Genomic DNA, 19,032 nt, shown 5'->3' on the forward strand with positions numbered 1-19,032 from the left:
AAATTTATTGCATAAATCGGCGACGGTGCGATGGTTTTGCTGAGTTTCTTTTGCGCTACACTGGCCGGCCCATTCGAATTTGAAAATCCGGTATGGCCACAGTCGAACGCACTGCGTATCCGCGCTTCCCCAAGGTCTTTTCGGCTGCGGAGTTGCAAGCCTTCTATACGCCGGATGTTGAAGAGCTGGAGTGGGTGCGTCGCAACGCGCGGGGGCAATCTTCGAGATTGGGGCTGCTGGTTCTGCTGAAGGTCTTTCAGCAGATGCACTATTTCCCCTTCGTCGATGTTATCCCCGCCGCCGTCATCGAGCACATCCGGTCGAGCGCGGACATCGCGGCGGAGGCCGAGTTTAGCTACGACAGGTCCAGATCGCCCGCGTTGTTTCGTCACTACGTAGCGATCCGGGAGTTCCTCGGCATCCAGTCCTATTACGGCACCGATGCCAATGAAATCGCGGTGCGTGCGGCACACGAGGCCGCCGAGACGATGGACCAGCCGGTGGACATTATCAATGCGACCATCGATAGCCTGATCCAGCAGCATGTCGAACTGCCTGCGTTCTCGACGCTCGATGCTATCGTCGAACAGGTTCACGCCCGAACTCAAACGGCGCTGTTCCGGCGTGCCTCGCGTCGCCTCACTGACGAGGACAGGACCCAGCTGGACCGGCTGCTCAAGCGTGAATTCAACCAGCGCCAGACGGCGTACAACGCCATCAAGCGAAACGCGTTACGGCCATCGCGCAAGCACATCAGCCTGCTGATCGAACATCTTGCCTGGCTCGATGGTTTTGGCGACTATACCCACGTACTCGAGGGTATCCCCACCGCAAAGCTGCGTTCCCTGTCGACGCAAGCGATGAGTCTGGATGCCGCGAATCTGAAGGAGACTTTGCCCGAGCGGCGATATACCCTCATCGTCGCACTGCTGCATCAAATGCGCGTGCGAGCCCGCGACGACCTGGCCGAGATGTTTATTCGCCGTATGGGCGCAATCCACAAGCGGGCCAGGGAGGAGCTTGATCAGATCCAGGCACGTCAGCGTGAGCAGATGGAAAGCCTTGTTGATACGCTCGATAGCGTCGTCAATATTGTCGACGAGCACCAGGACAATGCCGAACTGGGTGCGCGGGTTCGCCAGTATCTGGCGCCGTCTGGCAGCCTGGAATCCTTGCGCGAAAGCTGTGCTGAGGTCCGGGCGTACAGTGGCAGGAACTACCTGCCACTACTGTGGCGGCATTTCAAGGCGCATCGCTCAGTACTGCTACGCCTGGCGCGTGCACTGGCGTGGGGTTCGACCACGCAATCGCAAACCTTGCTGAGCGCACTGGAAGCCGTCTTCGAGAGTGAGTCGCTTCATCGGGAATGGCTCAATGTTGAGATTGACCTCAGCTTTGCCTCGGATCGCTGGCGCAAGCTGGTTTGCCGCCCGCGTGAGAAGGGCGCGCCAACAAACCGGCGCTATCTCGAACTATGCGTGCTGTCCTGCATGGCGAAGGAGCTACGCAGCGGAGATCTGTGCGTAGCCGGCTCGGACGCCTTTGCTGATTACCGCGATTACCTGTTACCGTGGAATGAATGCGAAAAACGTCTGCCGGTCTACTGCGAGAAGTTTGGCATGCCGGACAGCGGCGCTGGCTTCGTGGCCCATTTACGAAAATGGCTCTCTGATGCTGCTCGCCAACTGGACGAGCGTTTTCCTGAGAAGTCTGAACATGTGATCATCAACAAGGCCGGCGAGGTTGTCGTGCGTCGCACTGTCGCCACGATCATTCCGGAAAGCGCGGTGGCGCTGCACAAGGCGATGGTCAAACGCATGCCAGTGCGCAATCTGCTGGACGTGCTGACCAATATCGAGCACTGGACAAATTTCACCCGGTATTTCGGCCCGCTCAGCGGCAACGATCCGAAGATCCGCAATGCTGCCGAGCGGTATCTGCTCACAATTTTCGCGATGGGGTGCAATCTGGGCCCGACCCAGGCAGCGCGCCACATGGGGGACAAGATCACGCCGCATATGATGTCGTTCGTCAACCACCGGCACCTGAGCCTGGAACGACTGGAGACCGCGCAGCGCGAACTGATCGAGCTTTACCTGCGGCTGGATCTGCCCAAACACTGGGGCGATGGAAAGACGGTGGCCGCAGACGGCACGCAGTACGATTTTTACGACAATAACCTGCTGGCTGGCTATCACTTCCGCTACCGGAAAATGGGGGCGGTCGCATACCGGCACGTCGCCGACAACTACATCGCGGTTTTCCGGCATTTCATTCCGCCAGGCATCTGGGAGGCAATCTACGTCATCGAAGGCCTGCTCAAGGCCGACCTGAGCGTCCAGGCTGATACGGTGCACGCCGATACCCAGGGACAATCGGCTGCAGTGTTCGCCTTCACCTACCTGCTGGGAATCAAGCTCATGCCGCGGATTCGCAACTGGCAGGACCTCAAGCTGTACCGTGTGGACGCCGCGACCCAATACCAGCACATCGACGGCCTGTTCACGGAAGTGGTTGACTGGGAGCTCATCGAGCGACACTGGAAAGATCTGATGCAACTCACCCTGTCGATCCAGTCGGGAGCGATTTCGTCGCCCTTGCTGCTGCGCCGTTTCGGTGCGGCCAGTCCACGAAATCGTTTGTCTCTCGCCGCGGAAGAGCTTGGCAAGGTCGTGCGCACGGTATTCCTGCTTGAATGGCTCGGCAGCAGTGAGCTTCGGCAGGAGATTACCGCCACGACCAACAAGGTTGAGTCCTACAATGGCTTCGCGAAGTGGTTCTCATTTGGTGGAGACGTGTTGCCGGTCAACGACCCGGACGAGCAGCAGAAGCGCCTGCGCTATAACGACCTGATGGCGTCGGCCGCAATCCTGCAAAACACGGTAGACATGATGCAGGCGTTGCGCTCGATGGTGAAGGATGGCATCGAGGTCAATCCTGACGACATCAGATTCCTGAGCCCCTATCTCACGAGCAACCTGAAGCGCTTTGGCAAGTATGAACTGGATTTCGGGCACGTCGAGGGCTGGATACGCGAGAGCCTGTTCGCCGGCCCGGCCCGCTCCCTTAGGAAACCCATACACCATGCCTGACATTGAGACTCCCTATGGCGCCGTCGATGTCGACGCGTTGCAATCGCTGCAGCAGCGTTACGACACGCTCGTCATCCAGCAGGCAGTCGACCTCTTCGACACGATCCGGGTTCGCTGCGGCCCCGATGGGCTGCGCGACGATCTGTTGCGCCTGCACGGCATGGCGCATACCGTGATCAATGGCGCGAGCCTGTCGTACTCAACGGATGACCTCACGCTGGTGGAGCAAGCCGATTGCGTTCTCGAGGAACTGGAAGACTGGATGACGGTACTCGAGCGGATGATTCTCGCCCTGCGCCCCCTGCAGGATTTGCGATCCCAGACTGACGATCCACTATGAAGCTCGCCGCGTACAAATGGCAATTCGCCCAACGCTTTCGTCGAAATGCTTTCGGCTGGCGCTCGGACGCACCGATCCAGCGCATCAAGGAGGCGCTCGCTGAGATCAGGCTAATGGCGCGCAGCGATCCGGCGCTCGCCGCTGAAGGCGCAGTAAAGTTTCTGGAGAAAGTCTCGCCTGCGCTCGAACACGTCGACAGCTCGTCCGGTGCGCTCGGTACGGCCGTGAACCGGGCGATCGAGGTGCTTGTACCACTCATCGCAGGCGCGCCGGTCGATGCAACCACGCGTCAACGCTGGCTCGAGCGGCTATGGGAGGCGATTCAGGATCAGGGCGTCCCCTATATCGAGGCCCTGGCGGACGAATGGGACAAACTGTGCGCGACGAAGGAGATCGCCAATACGTGGGCCGACCGCTTTCTGTCGCTGGTTGAGCGCGTCTGGGCGGATGGTCCGGGTGCATACTTCGCAGGGACTCCGATCTGTCTGGCTTCATTGTATGCGGCAAGGCGGTATGCACAACTCATTGCACTGATAGATCTGGCGCCCTTCAAGTCGTGGCATTACCGCTGCTGGGGCGTCAAGGCACTGGTTGCGATGGGCAAGAAGGCGGAAGCGCTTGCCTATGCAGAAGCAACGCGTGGGCTTAACCAGCCGGATGGGCAGATCGCGCAGGTCTGCGAAGCGATCCTGCTGTCATCGGGGCTTGCTGACGAGGCATACCGGCGCTATGCGCGCGAAGCCAACCAGGGTACCACCTACCTAGCAACATTCCGTGCCATCGCAAAGAAGTACCCGCACATCGCGCCGGAGACCATCCTGCGAGATCTGGTTGCCGCGTCGCCAGGTGAACCGGGCAAGTGGTTCGCGGCGGCCAAGGACGCCGGCTTGTTCGACCTCGCCATCGATCTTGCCAACACCAGTCCGACCGATCCGCGGACGCTGACGCGCGCCGCCAGGGACTTTGCACAGAAGCAGCCGGCATTCGCCATGGCTGCAGGCCTTGCAGCACTGCGCTGGATCTCGCGGGGCCACGGCTACGAGATCACGGAGATGGATGTACTTAACGCAAGCCGCGCAACGTTGCAGGCAGCTGTGCACGCTGGCGTCGATGCTGAATCTGTCAGGGAGATGATTCGCTCGCAGACTTCCGGCCTCTCCCCGCAGTCCGACTTTGTGAAACGGGTCCTGGAGGCCGTTTAGCACGCAGACGCGTCGTACCAGATGCCGGAAGGCCTGGTTTTCACGACCACTACAGAGATAAGCTTTATTATCTCTGTAGCATTGTTTTCATATTAAACTCGATGACATGAAAACGCGCCTCACGATCCCGTCCGCCGTCGACATCCCGACCGACTTTCCTGATGCGGATGCACTGGCAGCGCTGCGTGCCTGGTACGAAGGCGCATCCTCGCGTGAGGCGGCACACCGGTACCTGCACGATCGACTCAGCCTCCGCCAGTCAGCCCGCGGCGTCATCGGCCAGATCCGCCGGCAACTGGCACTTTATGCCCGTAACCGACAGCGGGCAGATCTGGCCACGCTGTTCGAATGCCCGGCCCAAAAGCGTATGCATCATGCGCGCGCCACCACGCAGGCTGTCGAGCTATTGCGCATCATGCCCGCGCCAGCCCCGCAGATCGCGGACGACATTGCGCACTGGCTGCCGAATCGCGCTGTCCGCACCCTGCACGCAGCCGGGATCCGGACCCTGGCCGATCTCACGGTACGGATTCCGCGTCGCCGGCAGTGGTGGACCGTCATCCCGGGTCTCGGGCTGGCCAGTGCAAGAAGGATCGAGGCCTTCTTTGCCGCGCACCTGGCGCTCACGCAGCGAGCCCGCGCACTGATCATCGCGGATCGGCAGTCAGTCGTGACACCTTGGGAGCAGCTACGGCTACCGCACGAGGTCGACGGATCCGCCGGCGCCTTCCGCGCACCGGTGTCGGCCTGCATCCTGGGCGTGGACAACGATTACGACGCTATCCAGGCATGGCTTGCGTTGCACGAATCCCCGGCCACGCAGCGCGCCTACCGCAAGGAAGCCGAACGGCTGATTCTCTGGGGCATCGTTGCTCGCGGCAAGGCGCTGTCTTCGCTGACCACGCGAGATGCAACCGACTACAGGGCGTTTCTGCGTAGACCTACACCGCGCGAACGCTGGGTCGGGCCACCGCGGCCGCGCACATCACCGGACTGGCGCCCGTTTGCAGACAACCTCTCGGCCCGTTCGATTGCCCATGCGCTTGCCGTGCTCAGTGCCATGTTCCGCTGGCTGGTCGAGCAGCGCTACGTCGTGGCTAACCCATTCTCCGGCATCAAGGTGCGCGGCAGCAAGCGCGCCATGGCCATGGAAACCTCACACGCTTTCACCGAAGGAGAATGGATGCTGACGCGCACCATCGCCAACGGGCTCGAGTGGTCGTACGGCTGGCAGACGCCCGCTGCGCAACGGTTGCGGTTCATGCTGGATTTCGGCTACGCAACGGGACTGCGGATCAGCGAACTGGCTGATGCAACACTGCGCAGCATCGAGGTCGACGCCGCCGGCGATCACTGGCTGCACGTGGTCGGCAAGGGCGGCAAGCCAGCCCGGGTTACCCTGACGCCGCTAGCGCGCGCAGCGCTAGACCGGTATCTACAGGAGCGGGGACTGCCTGTCAGCCGCGCTCACTGGAATCCAACCACGCCCCTGATTGGCAGCCTGGACGATGTCGATGCCGGCATCAAGCCCTTGCGTCTGTGGGAAGTCATGCGCCGGTTTTTTCGGCTCGTCGCGCAGATTATCGAGAACGACCATCCGGTGCTGGCTGAGAAAATGCATCTGGCCTCGCCGCACTGGATGAGGCATACGCATGCGACCCACGCGATCGCCAGAGGGGTCGAGCTGAGCGCCGTGCGAGACAACCTGCGTCACGCGTCGATTTCGACCACGTCGATTTACTTGCATACCGACGATATAAAGCGGGCACGGCAGTTCGGGGAGGCATTTACCGTCTGAATCCCTTATGCCATGACAGCATAAGCGGAAGCAAATTCATAACCCCAAGGCTTATGATAGCAATTTGGCCGGATCTTGGCCGGCCCCCAACATCACGGAAGACCCGACGGCGCAGTGGCCCGAGGCGCACGAAGCCCGAACAGACGCGGTGGCAGAAGTGGCAATGCTCAGGCACAAACGGGGCGGTGGCGGGTACCGCCACTCTGGCCGCCGACGTCGTCGAAGTCGGTGCCAGTAGAGCATCGGCGGCAGGCACGGCGGAACCCTGATGCGTCACTTTATTCTGGCGACTACGATAGCGGCGCATTCGTTCGGCATGTGCAAAGCGGCCGTGGCGACTGCGCTGATAGCGCTGGCCGGCCACGCGCATGCTGGCCTGACGTGAGGCCATCGAGCAGTCGCCGTCGCAGTAAATCTGGCCGCGGTCGCAACGGCGGCAAACGAAGACCTGCGCCCGGCAGCGGGCGCACACAAAGAGGCGGCCTGTGGCCGGCATCGGCAATCCCCGTCAATGCCGATGCGATATCGACAGGGCTGACGGGGGGTGCCATACTTGGCGGGCACCCGTACCCTGTCGTGCGCGTGTTGGGCTCGACACCGGAGTGAACTTGGCGGTTTGTGCCTGTGTCGGGCCTGTTTCTTCGGCGGTAGGTAAACCTTCTTCTACCGCATCCAGACTCCTGCGTCACCCCTTCCTGAAGCGAGCCGCGCCGGGTGCGCCTGCACTCGCCCTTCGGGCTCCTTCCGACGCACCCGGTACCGCCCATCGGGGCCCGCACTAGTCATCACGAAGCAGCTCCGAACATCAGACCCGCTTCCCGTTTCTGATCGACGCCGCCATCTGGTGTCGGATTCTGACCGCCGTTCACACCAGTCTCCGCACGCCGAATACATAGCCGTGAAAGGGGCGATAGGATTTATCCGCCTGCTGAAGCCATAGGGTCACCGGCTGGCCGATCAGTTTTTTAAGCTTGATATTGCCGTTTGTTGACTGGACGTCGAGCGTGAACTCGAAATGTCGCCCGATTCGCGACCAGCCCACCGCCCGCTGCGGTAACAGCACACTGCTCCCGAGCGGCGTATCCAGTTTCAACAAACGGTCCTGCTGGATCAGCCCGCTTTGAATGGCTCTAACAATATCCTGCGCATTCATTTCCACCCCAGGTACTTTTAACGTGTTTATTGTCGTGGGCGACAGAGGATTTTTCGCGACCGGGCAGTCGACCGATTACCGGCTATGTCGATTCCGGATACGACGTTTCAATGACGCTGGTCACGCTTCCAAGCCATGCAGTACGTTTGATGAAATATGGATAGGCCATTTCCGGCGAGCACACGGGCACGAAACAGGGAGAATATCGTCTGATCATATCAGCCCTGCTCGATTTCAAGACAGCTTCATGACACGAATTAACAGATTTAATGCTGGATAAATGGATTCCGGTAGCGGCGTGCACGGCCCGCAGCGACAGCGGGGGAACGCGACCCTGCCTCTCCTTGGCGTGCGGAAAATCCATTTGTCGGAGGTGCGCCGACTAGCGAGACGACGCAGGCGGGGGTGCGGACGTTGGACACAATGCACAACAATGCGTGACGATGAAAGTACTGGGGCGTCGGCGAGTGACTTCAGACCGCGTCACCGAACCTGTGCTGGACATAGAGCGCCGCTTTTTCTTCGACACTGGGCATGTGCGGAACGAGCAGAAAATCCGTGCTGCGGGCGTCGCGGGTCAGTTCCGCAAAACGCCGCTGCATTCGGGTCCGGTCGTTCAGGCGGGCAAGCTCCGTTTGGGAGAAAAATTGCGGCGCCATGTACGCCGGATACGGATAGGTCGCGCACAGCGACGCGAGCTGCCCGGCGTCCACCCGGATGAGGGTATGCGCCCCGCGCGGGCAGGCTGTCAGCGTCTGGGCCTCGTCCAGGCAATAGGCAATCGCGTCGACGCGGCGCGGCGTCCACAACCCGGGTTTCTTGTGCGTGCTGCGGGGTAATGCGCCAGGGTCATACCGGGCCCACAACTCACCCTCGCGGCGAAGCAGGGCAATTGAGTCGGTGCCATACATCGCATCGAGTTCGTCGCCCGAGGCGATCCGGGCCGCGTGACTTTTGCCGTAGCCGAGGATCATCCACGTCCGCTCCTCAATCCGGAACAGGTCGGCGTAGTAGATGTTCTCTGCCGCATCGGTGGGCATGAGGTCCGCAAACGGATGACCGGGCGGCCAGACGGTTGTGGCAGGGTTCGGCTCATCACGCATGGACGCCGCTGCAGATCCCCCGGCAAGATCGGGCCAGTCGACCTCAGCCATGCCTTCGATCCCGGGATCGGGCAGGCCCGCCGGCACGTACGTGTGCGACACCGCGCCGTCGTGGCGCACGACGAAGCGCAGGTCCGAACGGGCGAACGCCTCTGCCGCCATGCCGCCGTAGATGGAGTCGAGCAGCCAACATGCCATCGTCATGCTGACGATGGCGCGGCCCACATCGTCGTATTCGCCGCTGTTGACGGCCTCCACGAGCTGCTGCCCGAGACGGGGGATGGCCGCTGCGGCCCCCTCCGCGCCTTCCCGCCGTGCCGCTGGCGCGCGCGCTGCGGCCAGCTTAAGTATCTTCGCCGCGTCGAATGCGTCTTTCGCCTGGAAATGCGGTTCGCCCGCGGCGTTCAGGACCAGCGTAATGATGCGCATGCGATTTCCCGGAGCTGACGTGTCCGTACCGATTGTCCCTCATTTCGTCGTACGGATGGCACGAAGCCGGTGTGTAGGCAGGTGCGGGGAGAGACGTTCAGCGTCTGCGGACGATTCGCCATGGCGGGGTACAGGTCAGTCAGGCGCCGCGAACAGGCGCTGGTCCCAGCGGACCGGACGGGCCTCGCCGGCCACGATGCGCGCCGCGGCAGGATGGGCGGGATTGACCAGCGCATTCCACTCAGCGCGCGCGACGACCGACGGCACGAGCAGGACGGCCGAGCGCCCTTCGCCGAGCCATTGATCGCCAAAGGCGCGCGCCACCCGCGGGTCGGGCGCATCCCAGCCCGCGGGCAGTGCGTCTTCATCGTGGCGTTCGACCGCGAGATCCGCCGGCACCTCCGCCTCGACCCAGACGTGATGGCGCGGCACCTTGCCAATGCGCGCGTGGACCAACACCTCGAGCATGGCGCCGGCAAACGTCAGCGCGCCATAGATCACGAGCCGTCCCGGACTGTTGAATCGGCCGCCCACCAGCATCGCACCGGTGCCGCTCCAGACCGGGTGGCGACTGTCCGCGATCCGGAAAATCCGCATCAGGCGGGCAGCCCGTAGAAGAGTTGCCACAGCAACTCTTCTACGCGCCGGGCGCCCAGTTCGGACATTGCGACCTCGAGCGGCGTGCGGCCTTCGAGCAGCGGATGCGCGCTGTTGAGGAATTCCCGAGCGTCGTCCTCGCTGTCCCACACGTAGTCGGCGGTAGCGAAGATGCGCGCGAGCCGCTCGGTCTTCTCGGATTCGTCGGGACTCAGCCGCTCGCGCCGGCGCTTGAAGGTGGCTTCCGGAACGATGCGCGCCTGCAGCGCGCGGCGCTCCTCAGGTGTGCGGCTCACGTGCCCCACGCCCTCGCGCAGCGCCGATTTCGGCAAGCCCTCGCGCACCCTCGCATCGAGTTCGGCCACCGAGCGCGGCAGGGGTGTAAGCGCCATCACGGCAGCAATCTTTTCGGCAGGCACCAGCACCATGACCCTCTCCGGTTGCGTCAATTGATACTCAATCTTAGGCCAGATGATACCAAATAGCCAGCCATCCGACCGGCCAGCAGAATTAACCGCTCTGTTGCTTCGATGGGCTCTTCCGACCTCCGCATGGTGGGGCCGCCAGCGGCAGACGTTGCCTGCGTCCAAGCAGCCTGACGCTGCTTGGCTCAGAAACGCAGTGCTCGGCCTGCGAATGTTCCTGTGGCGACGGAACGACGATGCATCGTGTTCCTTTTGCGAACTTAAGAGTTTACTTGAAGTTAACTGCTACCCCGTTTATTCTTCGGTCAGCCGTGGTTTCTGCAAAAACCGAAGAATTCTCAAGTAACCGGGATAGAACTGTGTCCGCTAATACCATGCTTAGTGCGCGACTTCCAGAGGTCGATCAATCCGTCTCAATCGAAACCCTTCTGGGCGTCGCGGCTCAGGCCACAGATATCCTGAGTCAAATCCGCGATGCTATGCTGGAACCGTATCCGCGCAAACACGCGCCGACGTTCACAAGTGCTCAAGTGGCAGCGCTCTGCGGACTGGACAAACAACGTTTCCAGTATCTCACCACCAAGGGGGATCTCCCTGCGGGCAGGTCACGCGGAAGCGGTCGCAGTAAGGAGTTCACACTCGAAGAAGCGATTTTGTGGGTAAGCGGAACGTCCACGCGTGCCAGACGACCGGCTGCCGCGCGGGCTCGCGTGTTGACGGTGGCAAATTTTAAAGGCGGCGTGGCAAAAACTACGACGGCAGTATCCGTCGCTCAGGCGCTGACCCTGTTGGGCCGGAGAGTCCTGGTAATTGACTGCGACCCACAGGGGACGACTACGCAGCTGTGTGGGTGGGCGCCGGATGCCGAGATAACCGACGAACAAACGTTGCTACCGCTAATTTACGGTGATCAGCCCGATCTGTCCTACGCCGTTCAGTCGACGTATTGGCACAACCTAGATCTAATTCCAGCTTCATCGTCTCTGTTCGACGCAGAGTTTGAAATTCCCGCAAAGGTGTTGAAGGACAGCACCTTCGAGTTTTGGGAAATCATGAACAAAGGACTTCGCCCACTGACCGCCCAGTATGACGTGGTTGTCATCGATACACCACCTGCACTCAGTTACCTGACGATCAATGCACTCCTTGCGTCCGACGCGATTCTTCTCCCCTGCCCACCCGAGGGTTTGGACTTTGCGAGTTCAACTCAGTTCTGGCACTTATTTTCTGACATTGCAAAGAAGCTGCCCGGCGTCCTCCAAACCAAGCGATATGACTTCGTCAATGTAGTGTTGACGAAGTCCAAAAACGATGACGTTTCCCGCGTTGTCAAGGGTTGGCTCCATAAAGCCTACGGCGAACGCGTTTTGCCGTTCGAGATCCCGGAATCATCCGTGCCCAAGGGCGCATCTGCCCAACTCTCGACTGTCTACGATCTGTCGAGGCCCGACGGGAGCGCAGCTGCGTACCACCGCTACAAAGAGCCATTGGACCGGCTCGCGGAGCATCTCGACGCGCAGTTCATTCGCGCATGGATAAGGACGGAGGCGTAAATGGGAATCGGTGATCGACTTCTTGCCAAAACAGCAAACGTTGAGGCCAGGGAGGTTCGGCCCAGCGAAAAATCCGAGAACGCCAGAACATCGCCTGGCCGGCTCATGGATGCTCAAAATCGAATTAATCAGGCAGATGAGCGATGGAAGGATGCTGAGCAGCGATGGAAAGATGCTGAACAGAGGATCAAGGAGCTTGAGGCCCAAGTCGTCGGTCAAGAAGGCGACGAGATCGACATCGATACGCTTGTCGAAGTACCCGGCAGGCGCAGAAAACTTTCATCCGAAGCCTACGCTGAACTGCGTAAGAACCTCGAACAAAACGAGCTTGCGACGCCGATTCTCTACAGCTCGCTCGGGAACGGCAAGAGAGAGCTGATCGCAGGCTATAACCGCGTCGGTATATATCGCGAGCTTGGCCGAACCAAGATCAGAGGCGTGGCCTTCAAGGGGGACACGAAGCAGATTGAGTTTGCTGCTTTGTTCTCTAATCTGCTCGCGCCGTCGCTGCCCGATTTCGAGAAGTATCAGCACTTCATCCGGCTCCAAGATCTTTCCGGCTTGTCGCGCGACGAAATTGCTGAGGTCACAGGCCTAAGTAAGGCCCACGTTACTCGCATTTTCTCCTTCGACATGCTCCCGGAAGAAGCCAAAGCTGCGCTAGCTGAAAGCCCTGAAAGACTCGGAAGCAACGCTGCGCAGAAGCTTGCTTCTTTGGCTCAGAGCGGCGCAGCGGAACAAGTGATCGCCGCGGTAAGAAAATTGGTTGACGACGATGCTTTCACCCAGGAGAAGGCGATCGCCGTGGCAACGCCGACGAAGCCCAAGAGCCCTCCTTCCGCGGCCCCGACTGTGATCAAAGCCGGCAAGAAGAAATTCTGTGAAGTGTCGTCTCGAAATGGAGTAGTTGGCGTCCGATTCTTCGGAAGTGACGGCGAGACGACTTCGCAGTGGAGTGAAAGGATCGCCGAGTTTATTCGCTCAAGCATGGCTGCCCGGGAAGGGGAGTAGTTCTTTGGCTCTAGTAGAGCCTTTTTATAAATCAACGACTTAGCGGAGCTGCTGGTCGACAGAAAGTTGGGCTCTAGTAGAGCCCTCTTGAAAATCAACGACTTAGCAATCGGGAACGTGCAATGAGAAGCTAACGACGACGCTGGAAAAACAAAAGCCTTCGGCTGGAACCGAAGGCTTTTGAATACTGGGCTTGCTGTCGCTCGCCCAACTGCTGCACTTCCCCGATGGCAATCGGGTTAGGCCTCAACACCTCGAAGTGTAGCGGAACGCGAACGGCAGTCAAGCGTGTGTCTTCCATTTTTTCGAAATGGACGCTCGACATGTCTATCGCGCAACACTTCGTTGCCGGCGAGGAGGGCATTCGCCCTCACCCGGCTGATCCGGCTGACATCAGAACTGATGCCGACGCACTCGCCGACTTCACCTGCGACACCACGAACCTGCCGTGGATCATCTTCCGCGCCGCGCATCGTGCCGCGCATCTTTCTGGCGTGCCGGCCCGGGCGCGCGCCCTGCTCGCAGCCCTGGCCCGCACCGTCGACGCCCAACATCCGTATGCGGCAATCTTCGCGCGCCGCGAGCTGCTGACCGGCCGTGCGATGCAGTCGATGCGCACGTTCTACCGCAGCCTCGACGATCTCGAAGCCGCTGGCCTGATCGTTCGCCCGCCGCAGAAACGCTATGGCGAGGCCGGGCTGTTTGGCCGCGCCTACCTTCACCTTAGCGAAAAAACGGCCCAGCTCCTGGGGTTCACCGAGCCGCCCGCGAGCACCGTCAGCAAAGCTCCGGCACCGGAGCACCATGCGGCAGACAACACGGCGGACCTTTCCTTGCCGGCACCGTCTGCCAGCATGGCAGACGGTGCTATATATAAGGATCTTCTCCCTGCTGCTTTTCAAAAGAGACAACCGGGGCAACTGCCAGCGGACCTCCAGCGCCTGCGGTCCCTGGGTTTTCATGAATTCCTGATTTTCAGGCTGATGAAGGAAGCCCGCCAGCACGGCAAGCTGCTCTCCGACGTGGTCGCCGTGGTGTGGGAGCACCTGAAGGCCGCCCACCGGCCGATCAACTACCTGCGCAGGCTGCTCACGACGCCCACCGACTTCGCGCACCAGCGCCGTGCCCGCCAGGCCGCGATCGCCGCCGTGCAGCAGGCCCAACACGACGCGCATGAGGTGCAGGCCGCGCTGTCGCGCTGCACCGGCCAGACCTTTTTCGATGCGACCGGCACCCGCCGGATCGTCATTGCCGCGGACGTCTCGACCACGCACGACGTCCGTGAAGCGCAGCCGCGGGTGATGGCCGGCGCCTGGCAGGCCGGCTTTATCGACGCGCTGCGCGCCGGCCGGCTGCAGCCAGCGACGGCCGAGCTCGACGAGCAGTTCGCCGCGCAGCGTCGTGAGCACCAGCGGGCCCACGCGCCGGCCATCGCCCCGCAGGACAGCCAGCCGGATAGTCGCGTGCTGAGCCGGGTCGGCGACGCCCAGCTGGGCATCCTCGCGCGGCTGGTCGGCGCGCGCCGGCCCACGCCAGCTGGCCCCGGCCGTTGTACCGCGCCAGCGCGTGCATGAGCATGCCGACGGAGAGGTCCGGCACGACCGGCGCGGAGCGCGAACCCGGCGGGGCAGGGCGGGTGCCCGGTTCATCGCGCGATGCTTGACGCCAGTCGCCCGGCTCGATGGCTCTGCCGTCCGGACGCCGCCGGCGGGCGGGTGGCCGGGCCGCAGCGCGGCTTGCGTCACAGGGCGGCAGCCCGCAGTCATCGCATGGTCCGCGTCGACGAACGCGGCATCTGGTGAAATCCGGACGCCATCTGGTCGCGCGCATGTTTCAGGCCCTTATTTATTAATGTTGCTAATTGCTATTAGCAACATTGTGGTTGATGGGCCAGAATCCGTGAAATCGCGCTGCGCCGCCGCCGCGAGTTGAATTTGTGGCCGTTTGTAGCTACAATAAGCGAATCATCGCCCATGGAGGCTGCCATGTCCGTCCACTCCACCCATTCCGCCGCGCCCACCGATACCGTGGTGCGCGCCCGTGTCTCGCCCGAACTCAAGCGCGAGGCGGCCGATGCGCTTGCCGCAATGGGGCTATCGGTGTCCGACTACATCCGCATGGCCCTGGTGCGCGTCGCGCGCGACCGGGCCGTGCCGTTCGCGGTCGAGGTGCCCAATGCCGTGACCGCCGAGACCCTGCGCAGGAGCGAGCGGGGCGAGGAGCTGAACCGCGCCGATGACGCCGATGACCTGTTCCAGAAACTCGGCATCTGATGCGCACACCGGTTTATTCAAACCAGTTTCACCGCGACGTGAAGCGCGCGCAGAAACGCCGCAAGGACATGGAAAAGCTGAAGGCGCTTATCACCCTGCTGCTCGCGGGTGGCCCGCTGCCGGCGCCCTATCGCGATCACCCGCTCAAGGGAGAATGGGCCAGCTTCCGGGATGCACATCTCGAACCGGACTGGCTGCTGCTCTACAAGATCGACGGTAGCGTGCTGCGTCTGGAGCGCACCGGCACGCACGCCGATCTGTTCGACGAATAGCGGGGCACACTGACCATGCGCGCGATGGCTGAGACGCCTGGGCCCCGTTCAATCACCGTCACCCACACCGCGGTGCTGGACGCGCTGCGCCACGTGCGGCAACGGCAGGTGGTCCGCTACCGGCACGGCAGGGTGCTCGACGCCCTGCACGCACTGGGCCTGATCGAATGGACCCGTCAGCCCGTGCGCGCCTCGCAGCAGCTGTCTTCGCCCGACTCGGCGTTCTACCATGCGCCGGCCGAGGTCGCGCAGATCACGGCCGCTGGCCGCAGCACGTTCGCCCGGCTGGTTTGCCTCGCGGACGCGCCGGGCTGGGCACGCGTCGCCCGCGCGCCTTTCCGCGGTTTCCGCTGAGCCGGGGCCGATCCGACATGGCCGAGCAACTGATCCAGCCACCCCTGCGCACCTGGACGCGCACCGACTTCGCGGCGCTGCGCGCCTGGGTGCAGCGCGTGCCGCTGCCGACGATCGCGCGCCTGTACTTCGATTCCGATACGACGCCGTACCACGACGATCCCGCCCGGCTCGAACACCACCTGCGCACGATGCGCGATGGGCTCGTGCAGCTCGCACTGCTGCACGGTTCATCCGTGCTGGCCGACCACCTCAAGGCGTCGATCCGCCGGCACGGCAGCGCGCAGTTGACCGCCGTGAGCCTGCGCATGGTCGAGCAGGCCTCACGGCTTGCCGTGGCCGTGCCGCTCGCGCATCACCCGGTCGGGCTGTGGTTCCGGCCGCTGATCGCCAGGCGGCTCACAGGCGAGGGCATTACGACGCTCGGCGGGCTCGTTGCGTTCTGCAACCGGCACGGCGGCAGCTGGTGGCGCCCGGTGCCGCGCATTGGCCTCCTGCGCGCGCGGATCCTGGTCGCCTGGCTGCGCCGGCACGCCGGCTCGCTGGCGGTCACGGTCGACGCCGACGTCGATGCCACCGAACCGCTCGCCGCGCCGATGGCCACCCACGTCGCGCTCGTGCCCGCCGGCCCGGCGGGGCCATCATCCGGCCCGCTCGCGCCGCTCGAACGGATCGAATTACCGAACCTGCTGTCCGGCGCCGCCGGCGTGAATCGCGCGCCGGGCCTGTGTTACCTGCAGGCGCAGCACGACCTGGATGCCATTCGCTCGTATCTGCACCGTTATACCGACCGGCCGCAGGCGCTGCGCGCGTATACGCGCGAGCTCGAACGACTGCTGCTGTGGGCTGTCACGGAACGCGGCGCGGCACTGTCGTCGCTGTCCGTCGACGACTGCGACGCGTACAAGGCGTTCCTCGCCGCGCCGGCCAAACGCTTCACCGGACCGCGCACGGCGCGAAATTCGCCGCGCTGGCGCCCGTTTGCCCCGGATGGGCTGACACCGGGCAGCCAGAAGTACGCGGTCCTGGTGCTACGCGCTGCGTTCGACTGGCTCGTGAAGGTCCGCTATCTGGCCGGCAATCCGTGGGTGGCCGTGACCGACCCGGCCACCGATACGCCGGAATACGCGATACGCATCGATCGGGCGCTGCCGCTGCAGCTCTGGACGAAAGTGCGCGTGGGCCTCGACGACCGCAGCGAGAGCCTGGGGTCGCCTGGTTCGCAATGGCGTGCCGCAAAAGCGGCCATCCTGCTCATGGGCGATTCGGGGCTGCGGATCACCGAGGCGACGCTCGCACGCCGTGAACGCCTGGGTTACCTGCCAGCCGACGGTGATACGCCCGCCGGCTGGGCGTTGGGTGTGCTGGGGAAAGGCAGGAAGCAGCGCAGCGTGCCGGTCAGCACCGCGACGCTGGCCGCGCTGCGCGCGCATTGGGCCGACCGCGGACTCAATTTCAATGACCCGCCGGCGACGGCGCCGCTGATCAAACCGGTCGACATTCCGCCGACGCCGGCCGCGCGGCGCCGGCACGATGTCGGGTCGGCGAACCCGGCCGGCTACTCGAGCAATGGACTACGCGGACTGGTGAGCTGGGCGTTCGGACAGTTGCAGGGAACGCTCGACCTGACCGACGACGAGCGCCGGCACCTGGCCAGTTCGACGCCGCACGCGCTGAGGCACACGTTCGGCACGCAGGCGGTCGCGGCCAACGTGCCGCTCGATGTCGCGCAGAAAGTACTGGGCCACGCGTCGCTCGCGACCACCACGATCTATGCGCAGGCCGAGACGCGGCGGGTCCGGCGCGAACTGGCGGGGTATTTTGAGCAGATGCAGGCGCTGACGACATCGGCGACGGCGACGGCCGGATCCGTGGAAGACGCGCTGGCATCGGGCCACGAGGCAACGCCACCACCACCGGCGGCTCCAGCCGGGGATACCGGGCCGGTCCCATGCCCCAAGGGCACTTCCTTCGCGGCGCAGGGACTTCCTCCGGTCGCCGGACCGATTGCCAAGATCCGGATGACGCTGCAGGTTCAGGCGTCATCCGATCGTCGGGCCGGGCGAGTGCGCGGCGAGCTCGAACGCTGGATCCTCGAGGTCGGTGATGCCGAGACCGTCGAACCGGGCGTGGTCCTGCTGACGATCCCCTACGAGCAGGAGATCCTGCTCGATATGGAAGTCGAGGCGTGGCTGGACGACATCTCGATCGAGGCGCAGGACCGGAACTGCACCTGCGCGATCAACGCGCAGTGGGGCGAGCGCCGCTGGACGCACTCCGGGTTGCCTGATGAACGGTCGACAGCGGGCCCCGCAGGAAGTCCCCCTGTATAGACGTGATCCCGTTCCCGGAATCAGGGAAGCCTGCGGTGTCGCCACCGCGCATCTGGCGGCTGCGTGTGAGCCTGCTCGGCGTCGCGCCGGAGATCTGGCGGCGCATCGAGATCCCCGCCGATACCAGTCTGGCCGGGCTGCACGGGATTCTCCAGGCAGCGATGGGGTGGGGCGACATGCACCGGTACGGATTCGGGTTGTACGGTTTCCTCGACCGGGTCGATCTTGACGTCGATCGCGCCGACGGCGTGCGGTTGCTCAACGTCTGTCAGCCGGGCGACACGATCGGCTACACGTATGACATGGGCGACGACTGGCATCACGCGGTCGAGATCGAGGCGGAAGTGCAGCCCTCGTCGCGCATCAGGTATCCGCGCTGCGTCGCTGGTCGGCGCGCCTGCCCGCCGGAAGATTGTGGCGGGCCGCCCGGCTACGCGCATCTGCTGCGTACGCTCGCCGGCCGGAGGTCGGGCGCCCGGCGCGAGCTGCTCGACTGGCTCGGCGGGCCGTTCGATCCGGATGCGTTTCGCGTCGCCGAAGTGAATGCGCGGCTCGCGAACATCGGCAGCGGTTGGGAATGAAGCATGATGGACGGGCAGGGCGGTCCGCTATAGCTAGACGCATGACCGGAGCGCCTGAGCGGCCGGCGACGTCAAGGGGTGGTCGTATTGTCGCTATCCTCGGACCCGTCGAGAAGTTTTTTTTCAACGGGATGCGCGCGTCTGAACGCGCGCATTTCGTCTATTTCCACTTCCCATATGTTGCCCAGGTCCGCTGCGTAGCAAAGGAGTGCCCATGCGGCGTACGGAATCCTTGTTTCTCCGCTAATCCACTTGCGAATCTGACGCCCGCTCTTGTCGGCGAGGTCAAGATAATCGGCCGCGAGCCTGCCCGTGAACCCCGCGCGCTGCAAAACCTCCTGCACTTCCGCACCCGTTGGTTTGCTCCAGTGGATTGCCGGTCGCAGACATTCCTCGCGGATTTCGACAACTTGTCGATCACTCATTGCTTTCCTCTCATTGTTATCCAGTCCCCACGGCTTCGCCGCAGGGAGTTCACGCGCCTGACGGCGCTTGACGACCCCGGCCAGCGGTACG

16 protein-coding genes and 1 pseudogene are annotated in these 19,032 nt (G+C 63.0%); 12 read left to right on the forward strand and 5 right to left on the reverse strand.

Annotated elements, in window-relative coordinates:
- The first annotated feature begins 92 nt into the window (after nucleotides 1-92).
- The 4 genes from AC57B6_RS09220 (at nucleotide 93) to AC57B6_RS09235 (ending at nucleotide 6,432) form a co-directional block, all read left to right on the forward strand.
- Nucleotides 93-3,092, forward strand: a complete 3,000-nt coding sequence (locus AC57B6_RS09220; RefSeq protein WP_496421042.1) for a Tn3 family transposase — start codon at nucleotides 93-95, stop codon at nucleotides 3,090-3,092.
- A complete protein-coding gene (gene tnpC, locus AC57B6_RS09225) occupies nucleotides 3,085-3,432 on the forward strand; it encodes a Tn3 family transposase post-transcriptional regulator TnpC (protein WP_496421043.1) in 348 nt (115 codons plus the stop codon). Before AC57B6_RS09220 ends, tnpC begins: the two co-directional genes overlap by 8 nt.
- Complete coding sequence (locus tag AC57B6_RS09230) at nucleotides 3,429-4,634, forward strand: hypothetical protein (protein WP_496421044.1); 1,206 nt, start codon at nucleotides 3,429-3,431, stop codon at nucleotides 4,632-4,634. Before tnpC ends, AC57B6_RS09230 begins: the two co-directional genes overlap by 4 nt.
- Nucleotides 4,635-4,740: 106 nt before the next feature.
- On the forward strand, nucleotides 4,741-6,432 hold the full coding sequence (locus AC57B6_RS09235) for a site-specific integrase (RefSeq protein ID WP_496421045.1): 1,692 nt from the start codon (nucleotides 4,741-4,743) through the stop codon (nucleotides 6,430-6,432).
- An 871-nt stretch (nucleotides 6,433-7,303) separates the two neighbouring features.
- Here AC57B6_RS09235 and AC57B6_RS09240 read toward each other — a convergent pair.
- The 4 genes and pseudogenes from AC57B6_RS09240 to AC57B6_RS09255 all read right to left on the reverse strand — a co-directional run.
- Nucleotides 7,304-7,585 (reverse strand): annotated as a pseudogene (locus AC57B6_RS09240) (contractile injection system protein, VgrG/Pvc8 family); the annotation flags it as partial.
- A gap of 473 nt (nucleotides 7,586-8,058) precedes the next feature.
- Entirely contained in the window at nucleotides 8,059-9,117 is a 1,059-nt protein-coding gene (locus AC57B6_RS09245) for a hypothetical protein (RefSeq protein WP_496421046.1), read from the reverse strand.
- A gap of 135 nt (nucleotides 9,118-9,252) precedes the next feature.
- Nucleotides 9,253-9,714, reverse strand: a complete 462-nt coding sequence (locus AC57B6_RS09250) for an RES family NAD+ phosphorylase (RefSeq protein WP_496421292.1) — start codon at nucleotides 9,712-9,714, stop codon at nucleotides 9,253-9,255.
- Complete coding sequence (locus AC57B6_RS09255) at nucleotides 9,714-10,142, reverse strand: Xre family toxin-antitoxin system antitoxin (RefSeq protein WP_496421047.1); 429 nt, start codon at nucleotides 10,140-10,142, stop codon at nucleotides 9,714-9,716. Before AC57B6_RS09255 ends, AC57B6_RS09250 begins: the two co-directional genes overlap by 1 nt.
- A gap of 371 nt (nucleotides 10,143-10,513) precedes the next feature.
- On the opposite strand from AC57B6_RS09255, the gene AC57B6_RS09260 reads away from it, so the two are divergent.
- The 8 genes from AC57B6_RS09260 to AC57B6_RS09295 all read left to right on the forward strand — a co-directional run bounded on the left by AC57B6_RS09260 (nucleotide 10,514) and on the right by AC57B6_RS09295 (nucleotide 18,516).
- Nucleotides 10,514-11,692, forward strand: coding sequence for a ParA family protein (locus AC57B6_RS09260; protein ID WP_496421293.1), 1,179 nt, complete (start codon nucleotides 10,514-10,516; stop codon nucleotides 11,690-11,692).
- Complete coding sequence (locus AC57B6_RS09265) at nucleotides 11,693-12,703, forward strand: ParB/RepB/Spo0J family partition protein (RefSeq protein ID WP_496421048.1); 1,011 nt, start codon at nucleotides 11,693-11,695, stop codon at nucleotides 12,701-12,703.
- 323 nt (nucleotides 12,704-13,026) lie between these two features.
- On the forward strand, nucleotides 13,027-14,277 hold the full coding sequence (locus AC57B6_RS09270) for a Replication protein O (protein ID WP_496421049.1): 1,251 nt from the start codon (nucleotides 13,027-13,029) through the stop codon (nucleotides 14,275-14,277).
- 411 nt (nucleotides 14,278-14,688) lie between these two features.
- Nucleotides 14,689-14,976 (forward strand): type II toxin-antitoxin system RelB/DinJ family antitoxin, encoded by a 288-nt coding sequence (locus tag AC57B6_RS09275; RefSeq protein ID WP_496421050.1) that lies wholly within the window; start codon nucleotides 14,689-14,691, stop codon nucleotides 14,974-14,976.
- The gene (locus AC57B6_RS09280; protein WP_496421051.1) at nucleotides 14,976-15,248 is read left to right on the forward strand and encodes a type II toxin-antitoxin system YafQ family toxin; all 273 of its coding nucleotides are present in this window, start codon (nucleotides 14,976-14,978) and stop codon (nucleotides 15,246-15,248) included. The genes AC57B6_RS09275 and AC57B6_RS09280 overlap by 1 nt, the downstream gene beginning before the upstream one ends.
- A gap of 24 nt (nucleotides 15,249-15,272) precedes the next feature.
- Complete coding sequence (locus AC57B6_RS09285) at nucleotides 15,273-15,602, forward strand: hypothetical protein (RefSeq protein ID WP_496421052.1); 330 nt, start codon at nucleotides 15,273-15,275, stop codon at nucleotides 15,600-15,602.
- 17 nt (nucleotides 15,603-15,619) lie between these two features.
- Nucleotides 15,620-17,935 (forward strand): site-specific integrase, encoded by a 2,316-nt coding sequence (locus AC57B6_RS09290; RefSeq protein WP_496421053.1) that lies wholly within the window; start codon nucleotides 15,620-15,622, stop codon nucleotides 17,933-17,935.
- Nucleotides 17,936-17,970: 35 nt separating this feature from the next.
- The gene (locus AC57B6_RS09295) at nucleotides 17,971-18,516 is read left to right on the forward strand and encodes a plasmid pRiA4b ORF-3 family protein (protein ID WP_496421054.1); all 546 of its coding nucleotides are present in this window, start codon (nucleotides 17,971-17,973) and stop codon (nucleotides 18,514-18,516) included.
- 71 nt (nucleotides 18,517-18,587) lie between these two features.
- Here AC57B6_RS09295 and AC57B6_RS09300 read toward each other — a convergent pair whose 3' ends face one another.
- Nucleotides 18,588-18,941 carry an XRE family transcriptional regulator gene (locus tag AC57B6_RS09300; RefSeq protein ID WP_496421055.1) on the reverse strand — a complete coding sequence of 118 codons (354 nt, stop codon included), beginning with the start codon at nucleotides 18,939-18,941 and terminating at the stop codon, nucleotides 18,588-18,590.
- Nucleotides 18,942-19,032: the final 91 nt, after the last annotated feature.

The sequence above is a fragment of the Paraburkholderia sp. BGA-UO-ETr-F12 genome (assembly GCF_059567945.1).

Bases quoted from the DNA above. Each gene is read 5' to 3' on its own strand.
- AC57B6_RS09235 (WP_496421045.1), top strand. From the start codon at position 4,741: ATGAAAACGCGCCTCACGATCCCGTCCGCCGTCGACATCCCGACCGAC.
- AC57B6_RS09280 (WP_496421051.1), top strand. From the start codon at position 14,976: ATGCGCACACCGGTTTATTCAAACCAGTTTCACCGCGACGTGAAGCGC.
- AC57B6_RS09275 (WP_496421050.1), top strand. From the start codon at position 14,689: ATGTCCGTCCACTCCACCCATTCCGCCGCGCCCACCGATACCGTGGTG.
- AC57B6_RS09265 (WP_496421048.1), top strand. From the start codon at position 11,693: ATGGGAATCGGTGATCGACTTCTTGCCAAAACAGCAAACGTTGAGGCC.
- AC57B6_RS09290 (WP_496421053.1), top strand. From the start codon at position 15,620: ATGGCCGAGCAACTGATCCAGCCACCCCTGCGCACCTGGACGCGCACC.
- AC57B6_RS09255 (WP_496421047.1), bottom strand. From the start codon at position 10,142: ATGGTGCTGGTGCCTGCCGAAAAGATTGCTGCCGTGATGGCGCTTACA.
- AC57B6_RS09270 (WP_496421049.1), top strand. From the start codon at position 13,027: ATGTCTATCGCGCAACACTTCGTTGCCGGCGAGGAGGGCATTCGCCCT.
- AC57B6_RS09285 (WP_496421052.1), top strand. From the start codon at position 15,273: ATGGCTGAGACGCCTGGGCCCCGTTCAATCACCGTCACCCACACCGCG.
- AC57B6_RS09220 (WP_496421042.1), top strand. From the start codon at position 93: ATGGCCACAGTCGAACGCACTGCGTATCCGCGCTTCCCCAAGGTCTTT.
- AC57B6_RS09230 (WP_496421044.1), top strand. From the start codon at position 3,429: ATGAAGCTCGCCGCGTACAAATGGCAATTCGCCCAACGCTTTCGTCGA.
- AC57B6_RS09260 (WP_496421293.1), top strand. From the start codon at position 10,514: ATGCTTAGTGCGCGACTTCCAGAGGTCGATCAATCCGTCTCAATCGAA.
- AC57B6_RS09300 (WP_496421055.1), bottom strand. From the start codon at position 18,941: ATGAGTGATCGACAAGTTGTCGAAATCCGCGAGGAATGTCTGCGACCG.
- AC57B6_RS09245 (WP_496421046.1), bottom strand. From the start codon at position 9,117: ATGCGCATCATTACGCTGGTCCTGAACGCCGCGGGCGAACCGCATTTC.
- tnpC (WP_496421043.1), top strand. From the start codon at position 3,085: ATGCCTGACATTGAGACTCCCTATGGCGCCGTCGATGTCGACGCGTTG.
- AC57B6_RS09250 (WP_496421292.1), bottom strand. From the start codon at position 9,714: ATGCGGATTTTCCGGATCGCGGACAGTCGCCACCCGGTCTGGAGCGGC.